At 53.7% G+C, this 16079-nt stretch carries 16 protein-coding genes; 5 read left to right on the top strand and 11 right to left on the bottom strand.

The features are described 5' to 3' along the window. The first annotated feature begins 189 nt into the window (after positions 1–189). The 3 genes from sbcD (at position 190) to araJ (ending at position 5874) form a co-directional block, all read left to right on the top strand. Positions 190–1392 carry an exonuclease subunit SbcD gene (gene sbcD, locus J4645_RS00765; RefSeq protein ID WP_001221249.1) on the top strand — a complete coding sequence of 401 codons (1203 nt, stop codon included), beginning with the start codon at positions 190–192 and terminating at the stop codon, positions 1390–1392. Next, positions 1389–4529, top strand: a complete 3141-nt coding sequence (gene sbcC, locus J4645_RS00760) for an exonuclease subunit SbcC (protein WP_001662147.1) — start codon at positions 1389–1391, stop codon at positions 4527–4529. Before sbcD ends, sbcC begins: the two co-directional genes overlap by 4 nt. Positions 4530–4701: 172 nt before the next feature. After that, positions 4702–5874 (top strand): MFS transporter AraJ, encoded by a 1173-nt coding sequence (araJ, locus tag J4645_RS00755; protein ID WP_000755629.1) that lies wholly within the window; start codon positions 4702–4704, stop codon positions 5872–5874. A 19-nt stretch (positions 5875–5893) separates the two neighbouring features. Here araJ and mak read toward each other — a convergent pair whose 3' ends face one another. Continuing rightward, positions 5894–6802 carry a fructokinase gene (mak, locus tag J4645_RS00750; protein WP_023214879.1) on the bottom strand — a complete coding sequence of 303 codons (909 nt, stop codon included), beginning with the start codon at positions 6800–6802 and terminating at the stop codon, positions 5894–5896. Between the two features lie 125 nt (positions 6803–6927). Between mak and rdgC the strand changes: the two genes are divergently transcribed. Beyond that, entirely contained in the window at positions 6928–7839 is a 912-nt protein-coding gene (gene rdgC / locus J4645_RS00745; protein ID WP_023214878.1) for a recombination-associated protein RdgC, read from the top strand. 37 nt (positions 7840–7876) lie between these two features. Here the strand turns inward: rdgC and ppnP are convergent, their stop codons facing one another. From ppnP to J4645_RS00720, 5 genes are all read right to left on the bottom strand, one after another. Continuing rightward, entirely contained in the window at positions 7877–8161 is a 285-nt protein-coding gene (gene ppnP, locus J4645_RS00740) for a pyrimidine/purine nucleoside phosphorylase (protein ID WP_023214877.1), read from the bottom strand. A 70-nt stretch (positions 8162–8231) separates the two neighbouring features. Continuing rightward, positions 8232–8909 carry an AroM family protein gene (locus J4645_RS00735; RefSeq protein ID WP_001276437.1) on the bottom strand — a complete coding sequence of 226 codons (678 nt, stop codon included), beginning with the start codon at positions 8907–8909 and terminating at the stop codon, positions 8232–8234. Between the two features lie 250 nt (positions 8910–9159). Next, positions 9160–9351, bottom strand: coding sequence for a protein YaiA (gene yaiA / locus J4645_RS00730; RefSeq protein ID WP_001143161.1), 192 nt, complete (start codon positions 9349–9351; stop codon positions 9160–9162). A gap of 26 nt (positions 9352–9377) precedes the next feature. Next, on the bottom strand, positions 9378–9923 hold the full coding sequence (aroL, locus tag J4645_RS00725; RefSeq protein ID WP_000983570.1) for a shikimate kinase AroL: 546 nt from the start codon (positions 9921–9923) through the stop codon (positions 9378–9380). 184 nt (positions 9924–10107) lie between these two features. Beyond that, positions 10108–10563, bottom strand: coding sequence for a YaiI/YqxD family protein (locus tag J4645_RS00720; RefSeq protein WP_000158137.1), 456 nt, complete (start codon positions 10561–10563; stop codon positions 10108–10110). Positions 10564–10702: 139 nt separating this feature from the next. Between J4645_RS00720 and proC the strand changes: the two genes are divergently transcribed. Next, a complete protein-coding gene (gene proC, locus J4645_RS00715) occupies positions 10703–11512 on the top strand; it encodes a pyrroline-5-carboxylate reductase (protein ID WP_000412193.1) in 810 nt (269 codons plus the stop codon). A gap of 14 nt (positions 11513–11526) precedes the next feature. Here the strand turns inward: proC and adrA are convergent, their stop codons facing one another. The 5 genes from adrA to J4645_RS00690 form a co-directional block, all read right to left on the bottom strand. Further along, positions 11527–12639 carry a diguanylate cyclase AdrA gene (adrA, locus tag J4645_RS00710; protein WP_023214876.1) on the bottom strand — a complete coding sequence of 371 codons (1113 nt, stop codon included), beginning with the start codon at positions 12637–12639 and terminating at the stop codon, positions 11527–11529. Positions 12640–12730: 91 nt separating this feature from the next. Next, positions 12731–13051, bottom strand: a complete 321-nt coding sequence (psiF, locus tag J4645_RS00705) for a phosphate starvation-inducible protein PsiF (RefSeq protein WP_000705162.1) — start codon at positions 13049–13051, stop codon at positions 12731–12733. Positions 13052–13404: 353 nt separating this feature from the next. Further along, positions 13405–13665: an anti-adapter protein IraP gene (gene iraP / locus J4645_RS00700; RefSeq protein ID WP_001518423.1), complete on the bottom strand. Its 261-nt coding sequence runs from the start codon at positions 13663–13665 to the stop codon at positions 13405–13407. 296 nt (positions 13666–13961) lie between these two features. After that, on the bottom strand, positions 13962–15173 hold the full coding sequence (locus J4645_RS00695) for a multidrug efflux MFS transporter (RefSeq protein WP_000446772.1): 1212 nt from the start codon (positions 15171–15173) through the stop codon (positions 13962–13964). Positions 15174–15341: 168 nt separating this feature from the next. Next, entirely contained in the window at positions 15342–16055 is a 714-nt protein-coding gene (locus J4645_RS00690) for an extensin family protein (RefSeq protein ID WP_024147073.1), read from the bottom strand. Between the last annotated feature and the right edge of the window lie 24 nt (positions 16056–16079).

The following is a 16079-nucleotide window of genomic DNA, read 5'->3' as shown; positions in this document are numbered from 1 at the left end:
ATCAATGCCGCGCCATTATGCGTCAGATTTATGACAGATTTATGAAAAAAAAGGCGGCCTTGACAGCATGTTGATGATTTATGACACCGGTGAAACCGTGCATTACCGTGTACCGGCGGTAAATTGCGCCCAAAAATGGAGGGGATGGCGTGTATAATCCCGTTCACGCTTTTTTTGCATGGAACAATTATGCGCATCCTCCACACCTCTGACTGGCATCTGGGACAAAATTTCTACAGTAAAAGCCGCGCCGCGGAGCATCAGGCTTTTCTGGACTGGCTGCTGGAGACCGCGCAGGCCCATCAGGTGGATGCCATTATTGTCGCTGGCGATATTTTTGATACCGGTTCGCCGCCAAGCTATGCCCGAGAACTTTATAACCGTTTCGTCGTTAATTTACAGCAAACGGGCTGTCATCTGGTGGTGCTGGCCGGTAATCATGATTCCGTCGCCACACTAAACGAGTCACGCGACATTCTGGCGTTTCTCAATACAACCGTGATCGCCAGCGCGGGCTATGCGCCGCAGCTACTTCATCGTCGCGACGGTTCTCCAGGCGCCGTACTGTGCCCCATTCCCTTTTTGCGCCCGCGCGACATTCTTACCAGTCAGGCGGGATTATCCGGCAGCGAGAAACAGCAGCAACTTCTTCATGCGATTGCCGATTATTATCAACAGCAATATCGGGAAGCGTGCCAGCTACGCGGCGAACGAAAGCTGCCGGTTATCGCGACGGGGCATTTAACCACCGTCGGCGCCAGCAAAAGCGATGCGGTTCGCGACATTTATATCGGTACGCTGGATGCCTTTCCGGCGCAGCATTTCCCCCCAGCGGATTATATCGCATTGGGACACATTCACCGCGCGCAATGTGTCGGCGGCACAGAGCATATCCGCTATTGCGGCTCACCCATCGCCCTCAGCTTTGATGAGTGCGGCAAAAGCAAATGCGTGCATCTGGTGACCTTCGAGCAGGGGAAATGGCAAAGTACCGAAAGTCTGGCTGTCCCCGTGACTCAACCGTTGGCGGTTTTAAAAGGCGACCTGGCGTCAATTACCGAACAGCTTGAGCAGTGGCGCGGCGTTGAGCAATCGCCCCCCGTCTGGCTGGATATTGAAATCACCACCGATGATTATCTGCACGATATCCAACGCAGAATACAGACGCTAACGGAGTCGCTACCCGTAGAGGTATTACTGGTGCGCCGTAGCCGCGAACAGCGCGAGCGCTCGCTGGCGAACGAGCGGCGGGAAACATTAAGCGAGCTTAGCGTGGAGGAGGTTTTTGCGCGGCGTCTGGCGCTGGAAGCGTTAGATCCCCCGCAGCGCGAGCGCCTGAATCAGCTCTTTTCCAGCACGCTCTACGCGTTGAATGAGGAGCATGAGGCATGAAAATTCTCAGTTTGCGTCTGAAAAACCTGAACTCGCTGAAAGGAGAATGGAAGGTCGATTTTACCGCCGAACCGTTTGCCAGTAACGGGTTATTCGCCATTACCGGCCCGACCGGCGCGGGAAAAACCACCTTACTTGACGCCATCTGCCTGGCGTTGTACCACGAAACGCCGCGCCTGAATACGGTATCGCAGTCGCAAAACGATTTGATGACGCGCGATACGGCAGAATGTCTGGCCGAAGTGGAGTTTGAGGTAAAAGGCGAGGCCTGGCGCGCGTTCTGGAGCCAGAACCGAGCCCGAAATCAGCCTGACGGCAATCTCCAGGCCCCACGCGTGGAGCTGGCGCGGTGTTCAGACGGAAAGATCTTTGCCGATAAGGTAAAGGATAAACTGGAGATGATCGCCACGTTGACCGGGCTGGACTACGGGCGCTTCACCCGTTCGATGTTGTTATCACAGGGGCAGTTCGCCGCCTTTCTTAACGCCAAAGCGAAAGAGCGCGCAGAGCTTCTGGAGGAGCTCACCGGCACTGAGATTTACGGGCAGATCTCCGCACAGGTATTTGAAAAACATAAATCAGCCCGTCTCGAACTGGAAAAGCTACAAGCGCAGGCCAGCGGCGTCGCCCTATTGGCGGACGAACAGTTACAGCAACTGGAAGCCAGTTTGCAGGCGCTTACTGACGAAGAGAAACGCCTGCTGGCCAGCCAGCAGGGACAGCAGCAGCACCTTCACTGGCTGACCCGAAAAAACGAACTCCACACTGAATTACACGCCCGGCAGCAGGCGCTGTACGCGGCGCAAGAGGCGCGAGAAAAAGCGCAGCCGCAGCTCGCGGCGCTGACGCTGGCGCAACCTGCTCGCCAGTTGCGCCCGCATTGGGAGCGCATTCAGGAACAAACCCGCGCCGTTGAGCGTGTTCGCCAACACAGTGATGAAGTGAATGCTCGCTTACAAAGTGCGTATCGCCTGCGCCAGCGTATCCGCGCCTGCGCGCATCGACAATTCACCCAACTGAACGCCACAGGGCAGCGGTTGAAGACATGGCTGGCGGAACACGACGGCATCCGCGTCTGGCGCAGCGAACTGGCGGGTTGGCGAGCATTGTTAACACAACAATCCCACGACCGGGCGCAACTGAGCCAATGGCAACAGCAGTTGCTGAGCGATACGCGTCAGCGTGATGCGCTACCGCCGCTCACGCTCGACCTCACGCCACAGGCGCTGGCGGAAGCCAGAGCATTGCATACCCGACAGCGTCCGCTACGCCATCGTCTCGCCGCGCTTCAGGGGCAAATTGTCCCGAAACAAAAGCGTCAGGCGCAGCTACAGGCAGCTATCGCGCGTCATCATCAGGAGCAGGCGCAATACACCCAACGTCTGGCGGATAAGCGCCTGAGTTATAAGACTAAAGCGCAGGAGCTTGCGGACGTTCGCACTATTTGCGAGCAGGAGGCGCGCATCAAAGATCTGGAAAGCCAGCGGGCGCACTTACAGTCCGGCCAGCCGTGTCCGCTTTGCGGCTCGACGACACACCCCGCCATCGCCGCCTATCAGGCGCTGGAGCTGAGCGCGAATCAAACCCGCCGCGACGCGCTGGAAAAAGAGGTCAAAACGCTGGCGGAAGAAGGCGCTGCGCTGCGAGGACAGTTAGATGCCTTAACGCAACAATTACAGCGGGATGAAAGCGAGGCGCAGTCGTTGTTGCAGGAGGAGCAAGCGCTTACTGAGGAATGGCAAACGCTGTGCGCTACGCTGGGCGTTCAGCTCCAGCCGCAAGAAGACCTCGCGGGCTGGTTGACCGCCGCGGAAGAGCATGAGCAACAGTTGGATCAGCTCAGCCAGCGTCATGCTCTACAAACGCAAATCGCGGCGCATACTGAACAAGTAGCGCGCTTTACCGCGCAGATTGCGCAGCGTCAGGCCTCGCTGACGGCTGATTTGGCGCAGTATACGCTTTCCCTTCCTGCGCCAGAAAACGAGGCTTCGTGGCTGAATGAGCGCGCCGACGAAGCGAAAATATGGCAACAGCGTCAGACAGAGTTCGCGGATTTGCAAACGCAGATCGACAGGCTTGCCCCGTTGCTGGAGACGCTACCGCAAACGGATACCGCGGATTCCGACGACGACGTGCCGCTGGATAACTGGCGGCAGGCGCATGATGAGTGCGTGTCATTACAAAGCCAGTTGCAAACCCTGCAGGAACAGACGACGCAGGAACAGCAGCGCGCCGCCGAGGCGATAGCGCACTTTGATGCGGCGTTAAAAAATAGCCCGTTTGACAGCCAGGCAACGTTCCTGGCGGCGTTGTTGGATGAAGAGACCGTGACCCGTCTGGAAAAACAACAACAAACGCTGGAAAGTCAGCTACAACAAGCGAAGGCGTTAAGCGCGCAGTCCGCGCAGGCGCTGGCTGACCATCAGCAACAGCCGCCCGCCGGTCTGGACCCAACGTGTACGGCAGAGCAGCTCGCGCAGCGGCTGGCGCAGTTGGCGCAACAACTGCGTGAAAACACGACACGCCAGGGGGAAATCCGCCAGCAAATTAAACAGGATGCAGATAATCGGCAGCGCCAACGGGCGCTGATGGCGGAAATGAAGCAAGCCTCTCAGCAAGTGGAAGACTGGGGCTATCTCAATGCGCTGATCGGCTCTAAAGAAGGTGATAAGTTCCGCAAATTCGCCCAGGGACTGACGCTGGATAATCTGGTCTGGCTGGCGAATCATCAGCTCACCCGCCTGCATGGCCGTTATTTATTGCAGCGCAAAGCCAGCGACGCGCTGGAACTGGAGGTTGTCGATACCTGGCAGGCCGACGCCGTGCGCGATACGCGAACGTTATCAGGCGGCGAAAGTTTCCTGGTCAGCCTGGCGCTGGCGCTGGCGTTATCAGATTTGGTCAGCCATAAAACGCGCATTGATTCTTTGTTCCTCGACGAAGGCTTCGGCACGCTTGATAGCGAAACGCTGGACGCCGCGCTGGATGCGCTCGACGCGCTGAATGCCAGCGGGAAGACCATCGGTGTGATTAGCCATGTGGAAGCCATGAAAGAACGTATCCCCGTGCAGATAAAAGTGAAAAAAATCAATGGGCTTGGTTATAGCAAACTGGACAAAGCGTTTGCCGTGGAGTAACGCGAGTGTCATCCTGCGCACAGCATACCGTCATGACATAGCATAATAATGAATACACAAAGACGGATAAGGAATGGTATTACCTCGCGCTTATCCGCAAGCTATACGTTGATTGGCTGTGACAATTCACAGCCACAGCGCGCAACATGCGCCTTTATTTTCGGCAGGTGGTATGAAAAAAGTTATTTTTTCTTTGGCGCTGGGTACGTTCGGACTGGGGATGGCCGAGTTTGGCATTATGGGCGTGCTGACGGAGCTGGCACGCGATGTCGGGATAACGATTCCCGCCGCCGGGCATATGATCTCGTTTTACGCCTTCGGCGTCGTGCTGGGCGCGCCTGTTATGGCGCTCTTTTCCAGCCGCTTTTCGCTTAAACATATACTGCTGTTTCTGGTAACGCTGTGCGTGATGGGCAATGCCATATTTACCTTTTCCTCGTCATATCTGATGCTCGCCGTCGGCAGACTGGTTTCCGGCTTTCCGCACGGCGCCTTTTTTGGCGTCGGCGCCATTGTCCTGTCAAAGATTATCCGCCCCGGGAAAGTCACCGCCGCCGTCGCGGGTATGGTTTCAGGGATGACGGTGGCGAATCTGGTGGGCATTCCGGTCGGCACTTACCTGAGCCAGGAATTTAGCTGGCGCTACACCTTTTTATTGATCGCGGTTTTCAACATCGCCGTGCTCACCGCGATTTTCTTCTGGGTGCCGGATATTCGCGACAAAGCCCAAGGCAGCCTGCGCGAGCAGTTCCACTTCTTGCGTAGCCCCGCGCCGTGGCTCATTTTCGCCGCCACGATGTTCGGCAATGCGGGCGTTTTTGCCTGGTTCAGCTATATCAAGCCATTTATGATGTACATCTCCGGTTTTTCGGAGACGAGCATGACGTTTATTATGATGCTGGTCGGGCTGGGGATGGTGTTAGGCAATCTGTTAAGCGGCAAACTCTCCGGCAGATATACTCCACTGCGCATCGCGGTAGTGACTGACCTCATTATCGTGCTCTCTCTCATGGCGCTCTTTTTCTTCAGCGGATACAAAACAGCATCGCTGACTTTCGCGTTTATCTGCTGCGCTGGTCTGTTTGCGCTCTCTGCGCCGCTGCAAATCCTGCTGCTGCAAAACGCCAAAGGCGGCGAACTGCTGGGCGCGGCGGGAGGGCAAATCGCCTTTAATCTCGGTAGCGCGATTGGCGCCTGGTGCGGCGGGCTGATGCTGACGCTAGGTTTTGCGTACCACTATGTAGCGCTTCCCGCCGCCCTGCTCTCGTTTTCCGCCATGTCGTCGTTGCTGGTATACGGACGTCTAAAACACAAGCAGCCATCGGTCACGCCGGTTGCCGGATGACGCTATCCGGCTAGAAACGTTACGCCAGCGGCCACAGCCAGGCCGCGCCGCGCACGCCGCTTGAATCGCCATGCCGCGCCTTACGTACCGGCGTCTCGCACTCGCCGCCAAAAACAAACGATTTCATCAGCGACGGAACCGTCTTGTACAGGCGCTCAACATTGCTCATACCACCGCCCAGCACAATGACATCCGGATCCAGAATATTCACGACATGAGATAATGCTTTCGCCAGCCGCAGCTCATAACGGCTTAACGCCAGTTCCGCCACGGCGTCCTGCGCGTCGACCAGACGAATAATCTCATCGCCTTTTAGCGCTTTACCGCTCAAACGCTGGTAATCCGTGGCAAATCCCGTACCGGAAATAAAGGTTTCGATACAGCCTTGTTTACCGCAATAACAGGGAATTTCTTCGCGGTAACGCAACTCATCGTCATCCATCCACGGCAACGGATTGTGGCCCCATTCACCTGCCGTACCGTTGCTGCCGATGTGCGCCCGGCCATTTAGCGCTACGCCCGCACCACACCCGGTACCGATAATCACCGCAAATACCGTTTGCGCCCCCGCCGCCGCGCCATCCACCGCCTCTGATACCGCCAGGCAATTGGCATCGTTGGCTAACCGCACTTCACGCTTCAGACGACGGCTCACATCGCTATCGAACGGCTGGCCGTTAAGCCACGTAGAGTTAGCGTTTTTTACCACGCCGGTGTAAGGCGAGAGAGAACCGGGAATGCCAATGCCGACGCTACCGGTCTGGCCGGTCGCCTGTTCCGCCATGTCGACCAGCGTAGCGATGGTTTCTATCGTTTGCTGATAATCCTCCCGCGGCGTAGGCAGACGATGGCGAAACCGCTGCTCTCCTGCATCATCAAGCGCAATGACTTCCGTTTTTGTGCCGCCTAAATCGATACCAATACGCACATACCGCTCCTCATTTTTTGGGAATATCAACAGGGTAGAATTCACCGTTCTGATTGGCAATGCAAGCCTGCCGACAATTCGTTACTATACCGTCTGGATTTAACGACAAGGCCGTGGAAATTATCATGCTGTGGTTCAAAAATTTAATGGTTTACCGTCTTAGCCGCGATATTACATTACGCGCCGAAGAGATGGAGAAACAGCTCACCTCAATGACGTTTACCCCATGCGGTAGCCAGGATATGGTCAAAATGGGCTGGGTTCCGCCGATGGGCTCTCACAGCGATGCGTTAACGCACACCGCCAATGGCCAAATTATTATTTGCGCGCGCAAAGAAGAGAAAATCCTGCCATCGCCAGTGATCAAACAGGCTCTGGAGGCGAAAATCCAGAAACTGGAAGCCGATCAGGGACGCAAGCTGAAGAAGACGGAAAAAGATTCCCTGAAGGATGAAGTGTTGCATTCGTTGCTGCCGCGCGCGTTTAGCCGCTTCAGTCAGACAATGATGTGGATTGATACCGTTAACGGCCTGATTATGGTTGACTGCGCCAGCGCGAAAAAAGCGGAAGATACTTTGGCGCTACTGCGTAAAAGTCTTGGCTCGCTGCCGGTCGTCCCGCTGGCGCTGGAAAACCCGATTGAGCTGACGCTCACCGAGTGGGTGCGCTCCGGTACGGTCGCTCAGGGTTTCCAGTTGCTGGACGAAGCCGAATTGAAAGCGATGCTGGAAGATGGCGGCGTGATCCGCGCGAAAAAGCAGGATCTGGTCAGCGACGAGATCGCCGTTCATATTGAAGCGGGTAAAGTGGTCACGAAGCTGGCGCTCGACTGGCAGCAGCGTATTCAATTCGTCATGTGCGACGACGGCTCCATTAAGCGTCTGAAATTCTGCGACGAGCTGCGCGATCAGAACGAAGATATCGACCGGGAAGATTTTGCCCAACGTTTTGACGCGGACTTTATCCTGATGACCGGCGAGCTGGCGGCGCTGATTCAAAGCCTGGTGGAAGGATTAGGCGGCGAAGCGCAGCGCTAACCAGAGGGTCCCTCTCCGCCGGAGAGGGGACTCACCGTTACAAATAGCGGCACAGATACGAGGTGGGCTCAGCAACCTGTAGATGAAACTCGCTGTGGCCAGGCACGTTAAACACCTCACCGGCTGTATACACTTTCCATTCGACAGTTCCCGGCAACAGTATCTTCAACGCGCCGCTCACAACCGTCATCTCTTCGGGGTCGGCGGTGCCAAAGGTATACTCCCCTTCCGCCATCACACCAACGCTGGCCCGGCCGGTGCTACTGCTGGTAAATCCAATAGACTTCACTTTCCCGGAAAAGTATTCATTACTTTGTAGCATAATCAGGCCCCGTCTCGTTATTAAATTAACACCCAATATAGAGTCCTGACGTTCGGCCTGTCACGTAAAATTAGACAAGCAGTTCTGAAGCTAACCGCGCAATCAAAACATTAGAGAGTAAAACCGGCACATCCAGCGCCTGCTGTAAAATATCCCGATGACGCTGATGAAAACCCAGACAATCCAGCATAATGACGTCCGCGCCTTGATCCAATAGCGCCTGCCCGGCATCAATTAACTGTTGCTCAGAACCGTGAACCGGATTCGCCAGCGAATACACCGGCGGCATTTGCAATACCTGCCATTTTTTCTCCTGGGCCGCCAGAAGTTCTGCAACAGGCACAATCACGCCCACCTGATGCCCATCCACAATAGAGGCGACAAGCGGTGGAATAATACGCAGCGGTTCAAGCAAAATAGAATTACGGGCTGCCATACTTTTAATCGCCGCGGTGCTCATCAGTATAATGACGTCATAACCCTGGTTATCCAGCACCTCGACAACGCTCTGTAAATCTCGCTCCACTTTCTGGCGGGAAACATGGGCTATCTGGTTATCATTCAGCAACGTCAAAAGCGGATCGTCGCCAGGCTCTACAGCGTAATCCGCCATAACGTCTTCCCGGCTCATTTTTCCCAGCAGGCTATGATGGGTGATGTGTTGTTCGTCGATGTATTCCGTCAGAAGCGGTAACACTTCGCTCATTGGCACAACGCCGATTGTGAGGATTGCCAACGACGCACTCATTTTTATTCCACCTTATTACTTCGTCGTAATTCCCGGGCAAATATTCACACGCTCACCGCGCTACCTGCCCTACAAATCTCAGAAAGCGTAGCAGCAGATGAGCAACGTATTGTGTAAAGATTCCAAATAACTCCAATATTGTATTGTTATCGCTTAATTTACGGTTTTAGTTGCCAGTATAAATGTTTCAAGAATGTGATGGAGATACAATTTAGGGGTACCCGGAATCCCTTCCGAGTGGTTCATGCGTCTATGATTTATCCGGATCTTCGTAACGTTTTTTCGCATCCATCGCTTCTTCTGCGGTCGGATGCTCGCTGATGAGCGAATCAGGTTTCGGATGATCAGCCCGTAGCTGATACCACGTCACCGTCTGGCCCGGCGTGCCTTTTTCAATGGTGACGATATAAGCTTCCCGCGGATAAGGTGGTCTGGTTGGCATAGCGTTTCCTTTATTCTGGGTGAGCGTTAAGTATAGACATCTCCCTGTAACCGTTGCGTCGACGGCGGCAACGCCGCAATAATTTCAGAAACGACCTGGGCCGGCGTTTTCGTCGCGTCAATAATGTAATGCGCCGTTTCGCGATACAACGCGTCACGCTGCTCAAGCACTTCCCGAACCTCTTCGCTCAACGGCTTGCCGGTGAGGGTCGGGCGCAGATCCGCTTCAGGTTCAGCCTCAAGCCGGTTAACCAGCGTGGATACCGGCGCGCACAGATAAATCACTACGCCAACACGGTGCATATAACGTCGGTTATACTCCGTGAGAATAATACCGCCCCCCGTCGCCACAACAGTCGAAGGCGCGCTTACCGCTTCCAGGGCCGCGGTTTCCCGGGCGCGGAACCCTCCCCAGCCTTCTTTTTCAACGATATCAGCGACGCTCATCTGCACGTGCGATTGCAGCCAGCGGTCGGTATCTGCAAACCGAAAACCGGTTGCCTGCGCCAGCGCCATACCGATGGTGGTTTTCCCACAGCCCCGCGGGCCAACAAGATAAAGAGGTTGCATCATAGCAGGCGTTCCCCCAGGAACTGCGCATACGCAGGATTTGATATCAGCAATGTTATAATCATATCATCTAACTAGTACAACGCATAAATGTAAACAATAATTTACATTAAAGTACTAAAGTCACAATATTAGTACTATAGCAAGAATCAGAAATGAATAAACTGTAAATTTTTCATTACACGATTTATTTTTTACGCTGGCTTTCCAGCCACCACTTATCCAGCTCGGCGGCAAAATGCTGACGATCGCGCGGCGAGAGAGTGTTTGGTCCCCCCGTTTGTACGCCGCTGGCGCGTAGCGTGTCCATAAAGTCACGCATCGTCAGACGTTCGCGAATCGTGGCGTCGCTATAGCGTTCTCCCCGGGGATTAAGAGCCGCAGCGCCTTTTTCCAGCACTTCAGCCGCCAGCGGAATATCCGCGGTAATCACCAGATCGCCCGCTTCGCATTGACGCACAATTTCATTGTCCGCCACGTCAAACCCGGCGGCCACGCGGAGCGTGCGGATAAAACGCGAAGGCGGCACACGCAAGGCCTGATTGGCAACCAGAATAAGCGGCAACTGCATCCGCTCGGCGGCGCGGTACAAAATTTCTTTAATGACATTCGGACACGCATCCGCATCCACCCAGATGGTCATAATGTCTCCCGTACGGTATACAATCTTTTATTGTCTCGCGCTTTTGTCTTTCATCAAAGTGCTGTTTCTCCTTCTGCCCGTTTTCAATCCGCGTTAAGCTAACCATTCCCCATAACACACAAACATAGGGAGTGACGAGATGGAGAAGAAAATCGGTTTTATTGGCTGCGGTAATATGGGCAAGGCTATTCTTGGCGGACTGATTGCCAGCGGTCAGGTACTTCCCGGTCAGATCTGGGTCTACACCCCCTCCCCCGATAAAGTTGCCGCCCTGCATGACCAGTACGGCATTAATGCGGCGCAAAGCGCGCAGGAGGTCGCTCAGGTCGCGGATATCGTTTTCGGCGCGGTAAAACCGGGCATTATGGTGAAAGTGCTCAGTGAAATCTCCTCCAGCCTGAACAAAGACTCTCTGGTGGTCTCTATCGCCGCAGGCGTAACGCTTGATCAGCTTGCGCGCGCGCTGGGACACGACCGTAAAATCATTCGCGCTATGCCGAATACGCCGTCGCTGGTTAACGCAGGAATGACCTCCGTCACGCCCAACGCGCTGGTCACACCGGAAGATACGGCTGATGTCCTGAATATTTTCCGCTGCTTTGGCGAGGCGGAAGTGATTGCTGAGCCGATGATCCATCCGGTGGTTGGCGTGAGCGGATCTTCGCCGGCCTATGTCTTTATGTTTATCGAGGCGATGGCGGACGCTGCCGTTCTGGGCGGTATGCCTCGCGCTCAGGCTTATAAATTCGCCGCGCAGGCCGTCATGGGATCGGCGAAAATGGTACTCGAAACCGGAAAACATCCCGGCGAACTGAAAGATATGGTGTGCTCGCCTGGCGGAACGACGATTGAAGCCGTACGCGTTCTGGAAGAACGTGGCTTCCGCGCTGCGGTAATAGAAGCGATGACGAAGTGTATGGAAAAATCAGAGGCGCTCAGTAAATCCTGAAGCCCGGCTGGACGTCATGCCGCCACTTCGGTGCGGTTACGTCCGGCATTCTTTGCTTTGTAAAGCGCCATATCCGCAGACTTTAGCCATTCCCGATAATGACCGATTTGTGGCGTTAACGGCGCCACGCCCACGCTGATACGTAACATGACCTGCGGCGCGCCCGGCAAGCGTAAGGTATTTAGCCGTTCATGCACTCGCGACATGGCGGTAATCGCGCTGTCTGCCGGCGTTCCGCACATAATCACCGCAAATTCGTCGCCGCCAAAGCGCCCGATAATATCACTCCCGCGTAGCGTTATCTGTAATTGACGCGTCAGGGCGATAATAGCCTCATCCCCAACATCATGCCCCCAGGTGTCGTTAATGCTCTTAAAATGATCGATGTCGATAATCAACAATGTCGCCTCCCGATGGTGGCGTCGGCTGTGATCGAATTCATTACGTAATAAAATTTCCCAGTGGCGTCGGTTATAGACGCCGGTCATGCCATCCCGCGAGCTCATCGCCTGCAAGCGTCGCTTATGTTCCGCTAATTTAATGGCCGTTTGGTAACTTACCCAGGCGAACAGAAGCGGATACAACATAATGACGGGCAAAGAGAGTGTGACTTCCAGCGACGAACTTCGCATAGCGACGGGTAGCCCGGTAAGCTGCAACGTCACCAGACATGACGCCAGCAAAAGCCCCATTCCGGCAGTGAATAGCTGCCGCCCGCCAGCCCCCATCAGATTCATGCTCATCATCATAAACAGCGCGGCGGCAGGCAACATATTGACGCCCATCAGCGCGACCCACATGCCGGAGAGGATCGCATCCACTTTCAGGTTGTAAATTTCCTGACGTAGCGGATCAAGGGCTTTCGCCGACCACTGCCACGCCAGATGCGGCCAGACAAAAGACCAGCCGACCAGCAACAGCCACCAGCCGCCAAAGACAGGTTGAGTCACTAACACGGCGGCCACCGGTAAAAACATCCCCCCTAACCCCACCGCGCGCGGTAGCCTGATGCGCCGGGCGAAGCGCAACCCGGAGCGCTGACGATCATCAGGAGGGTCAGGCGGCGCTACCGCCTGTTCAACTGCTTTTCGGTAAAAATTTTCATCATTCATTATTTTTGGGAACATTTAGAAACAATTTTCCCAAATTATAGAAACAGAGCGCATGGAGGGAGTATGAAATTTCGGGTGAGTGTTTTTCAGGGCTCACCCGATAGCACTACGCCGCTTTTTTCAGGCAGGCGCTCATAAACTTGCTACGGTCATCGCCTTTCAGGGATTGTTCCGTCGCCTGAACATTGCATTCACGCATTTTCTGCTGTTGCGGCGTCAGGCTTTTCTCGCCAGGGGCTGACTTACTGTTTTTCAGGCAGTCGCTAAGGTAGGTTTTACGCGCATCGCCTTTCAACGCTTGCGCTGTCGCCTGCTGATTACAGGTCGTCATGCGCTGCTGTTGCGGCGTTAACGGTTTCTCGGTTGCGCCGACGGCGGTTAAAAAGACCAGGCCAAAAAGTAAAGTCACCAGTAATGTTATTTTCATAGCGCCATCCTTTTGTCAGTGTACACATTACACGTTGTCCCTTTGGGAAATATCCCAGGGACTTTATATAAGTCTGGCTGTTACTGGCAAAAATACCACCCGGTTGTAAAAGTATTACTTACCGTGAGCAATAGATGTTTTATTGATTGACAAACCGTAGGCTAATGTGCAATTCGATTATCCACAGTCACACTGGCAGGATGCAGAAGAACAGCGCATAGCGTTACACTGTTATTACCATAGCCGCTTCGTTTTTATTTTCTTCTGGTTAATACAGAGCAAAATAAAAACGAAGCGGCCAGAGCTACTTTATAAAAGTAACGTTATAACAACTGTGTTGTTTTAAAATACGATTAGTGCCGGGGGTGTCTCAGCAACTTTTTTACATATTGGCGCAGCAATTCCGTATCGTGATCAGGAACGCTGGCATCCGGCTTTACGCCTTCAAGTGCCCCCTCTACCTGACGTATCAACATCTCCTGCTCGTTTTGCGCCATGTTACGTAACATTGCTGTGACGATAATCTCTAACGCTTCTACCTGAGCAACCAGTTCTTTCGACTCTTCTTCTTTTTGGGCTAGCTTAAGCAACAACTCTGCTATGAGATTTTTCATGACCATATTTCCTTATTAGTTCCAGGGTGACGTTATCACTATGAAGAACCACTGCCTAGAGGCTGAAAGTACTATTTTTATGATACAGGAAGAACTTTACACAAATAATTATCACTGTCGCCGCAGCGAAACGTTTCTCAGACCGAAAACGAGACGATAATAAACCATCAAAAAACAATAATCACGCTATATCATAATTTAAGGTTATGCCATCTATAGAAAAACTTCACGGATAAAGAATATATCTTTTAATTTAAACCATATCGTAACGGCAGAAGCGCCGTTACGACGCACCGCTATTGGCCTTTCGCTTTTTGCGCGTTACGCCGACGACGTAACGCCAGGGTCAGTTGCCCAATATTGATCAACACGATCGCCGCCGTAGCGATAAAAACCCAGCGGAAACCGGCCATCGCCGATACCGTCGCGCCCATCAACGGCCCAACCACGTTGCCCAGGTACATAAATGACTGGTTGTAACCAAAAATACGTCCGGTAATTTGATCGCTGGAGTATTTCACCAATAACGTTTGTACGGCGGGTAACATCGCGCCATCGGCAAAGCCTAACAAGAAACGCAACAGCCCCAACTGGAACGGCGTGGTGACCCAGGACATCGCGAAGAAAAGCAGCACTGCGCAGATAAGCGTGGCCATCAGAATTCTTTCCGTGCCGATTCTGTCGCCAAGTTTTCCCAGGCGAGGCGCGGAGATAAGCGCGGAGATACCGGGCACCGAGGCAATTAACCCGCTAAGAAAGGCGATGTTATTACTGTCCGGCATCATTGATTTGATAAACAGCGCCAGGATTGGACTGATGGAACCATTACAGAGTTGAATGACCATCGTGGTAAAAAACAAACTGATCACCAGCGCAGGATAAGGTAACGACGCAAAAACGGCTTTACCGCTCAGGCGTTCGCTTTTCCTGATGACCGGACGTACGCCTTCTTTAATTAAAAATAGCGTGACCAGAAAGCTCACCACCAACAGCATGGCGGTAATCAGAAATACCGCCCGCAGCCCGATATGATCCGCGACAAAGCCGCCCATTAACGGCCCGCCGATAACGCCGCTGATCTGCGCGGTAGAAAGCGTACTGAGCGCCCAGCCGCTACGTTCGCGCGGTACCTGAGAGGCTACCAGCGCCATGGCATTGGGGATATAGCCTGACGTTAACCCCATGATTCCGCGCAGCAGGAAAAGTTGCCAGACATGGGTCGCGAATGCCTGCAGTAGAATAGCTATCGCCATCCCGAGCGACGCGCGCAATAGCATCAGTTTACGCCCTTTACGATCGGCGAGACTGCCCCACATCGGCGACACAATGGCGGAAATAAGAAACGTGATGCTAAACGTTAACCCGGACCACATTGATAACGCTTCATGGGAAGAGACGCCAAGCTGGGAAATATAAAGGGGTAAAAATGGCAGGATTTGGCTGATTGCCAGCCCGGTAAAAAAACATCCAAACCAAACGGAAATTAGATTAACTTTCCAGGATTCCATAAGACTCGTAACGGTAAGTAGCTGAAAATACGCGTTAGCTTAGCAAGCTCTCATTTTCCTGGTGGTTCCAGAGGTGCGATACGTCACACTTTGCTATTTTGTCTCCCCGTTCATCATTTTTGTGAAACATATCACATTATATAGCCGCGCAAGGCAGACGTTTATGCTTTAACGACACACGCCGTAGCCCCGCATTCCAAGATGAAAATGGTTAGCATGAGCAGCGTTATAGTCAGGCCCGAGTCCATTGCCATAATAATGGCAACTGGCGTTTAACATAGCGCGTAACCAGGGCCCCGTCTCCTCACGCCCCCAGCCGCGCAGAACAGTGATTTTTCGGCCATCCGATAGCTGAAACCCGCTGACATCCAGCGCTTCTGCGCTGGCATGTTCACTGAGACGCGCATCCGGGCGATGATAAATATTACGGCAGGCATAGCTGCCCAGATGTTCGATGCGGGTCAGGCGGCGCTTCATCCACGTTTCTGTTAAAGGTTTTGCCTGCTGTTCGACAAACAGCGCGGAGCGCAGCGCCAACGGGCAGGAGGCTAAAAAACTGCTGCTCAGTTTGACCTGGCCAAAATCTCTGACGCGCACAACATGGGACAAGGGACATTCACCAGTGCTATCCGCAACAGGTTGTGATGAAATTAATCCCTGTTGATTGGCCGCCGTCAAAAGCTCCCGGCACTGCGACAGCGTAAGGCGCTGTAGTTTGAAGGTAGTGATCCAGCCTGGCGGATCGGCAAGTTGTAGCGGAGCAAAAGGATTATAATAAGAGGGAAGATAACGATATCCCAGTCCGCCAATGCCGCCCAACAGCACAATAATCAGAAAACCCTTACCTCTCACGCGGCCTCCGTTCTCACATCCCATAAACATTATGGCAGAAGCCCGCGAAACCCG

This window comes from Salmonella sp. 32082101201600294FB01SM01 (assembly GCF_017572865.1).
GTDB classification, from domain to species: Bacteria; Pseudomonadota; Gammaproteobacteria; order Enterobacterales; family Enterobacteriaceae; genus Salmonella; species Salmonella enterica.
Note: the sequence above shows the minus strand (reverse complement) of the source record. Positions and strands in the feature narration are given on the sequence as shown.

What these genes read in the sequence shown, in the direction of transcription:
- J4645_RS00720 (WP_000158137.1), bottom strand. Translation starts at nt 10,563, where the DNA reads ATGACCATCTGGGTGGATGCGGATGCGTGTCCGAATGTCATTAAAGAA.
- J4645_RS00690 (WP_024147073.1), bottom strand. Translation starts at nt 16,055, where the DNA reads ATGTTTATGGGATGTGAGAACGGAGGCCGCGTGAGAGGTAAGGGTTTT.
- rdgC (WP_023214878.1), top strand. Translation starts at nt 6,928, where the DNA reads ATGCTGTGGTTCAAAAATTTAATGGTTTACCGTCTTAGCCGCGATATT.
- proC (WP_000412193.1), top strand. Translation starts at nt 10,703, where the DNA reads ATGGAGAAGAAAATCGGTTTTATTGGCTGCGGTAATATGGGCAAGGCT.
- adrA (WP_023214876.1), bottom strand. Translation starts at nt 12,639, where the DNA reads ATGTTCCCAAAAATAATGAATGATGAAAATTTTTACCGAAAAGCAGTT.
- aroL (WP_000983570.1), bottom strand. Translation starts at nt 9,923, where the DNA reads ATGATGCAACCTCTTTATCTTGTTGGCCCGCGGGGCTGTGGGAAAACC.
- yaiA (WP_001143161.1), bottom strand. Translation starts at nt 9,351, where the DNA reads ATGCCAACCAGACCACCTTATCCGCGGGAAGCTTATATCGTCACCATT.
- iraP (WP_001518423.1), bottom strand. Translation starts at nt 13,665, where the DNA reads ATGAAAAATCTCATAGCAGAGTTGTTGCTTAAGCTAGCCCAAAAAGAA.
- psiF (WP_000705162.1), bottom strand. Translation starts at nt 13,051, where the DNA reads ATGAAAATAACATTACTGGTGACTTTACTTTTTGGCCTGGTCTTTTTA.
- ppnP (WP_023214877.1), bottom strand. Translation starts at nt 8,161, where the DNA reads ATGCTACAAAGTAATGAATACTTTTCCGGGAAAGTGAAGTCTATTGGA.
- J4645_RS00695 (WP_000446772.1), bottom strand. Translation starts at nt 15,173, where the DNA reads ATGGAATCCTGGAAAGTTAATCTAATTTCCGTTTGGTTTGGATGTTTT.
- sbcD (WP_001221249.1), top strand. Translation starts at nt 190, where the DNA reads ATGCGCATCCTCCACACCTCTGACTGGCATCTGGGACAAAATTTCTAC.
- sbcC (WP_001662147.1), top strand. Translation starts at nt 1,389, where the DNA reads ATGAAAATTCTCAGTTTGCGTCTGAAAAACCTGAACTCGCTGAAAGGA.
- J4645_RS00735 (WP_001276437.1), bottom strand. Translation starts at nt 8,909, where the DNA reads ATGAGTGCGTCGTTGGCAATCCTCACAATCGGCGTTGTGCCAATGAGC.
- araJ (WP_000755629.1), top strand. Translation starts at nt 4,702, where the DNA reads ATGAAAAAAGTTATTTTTTCTTTGGCGCTGGGTACGTTCGGACTGGGG.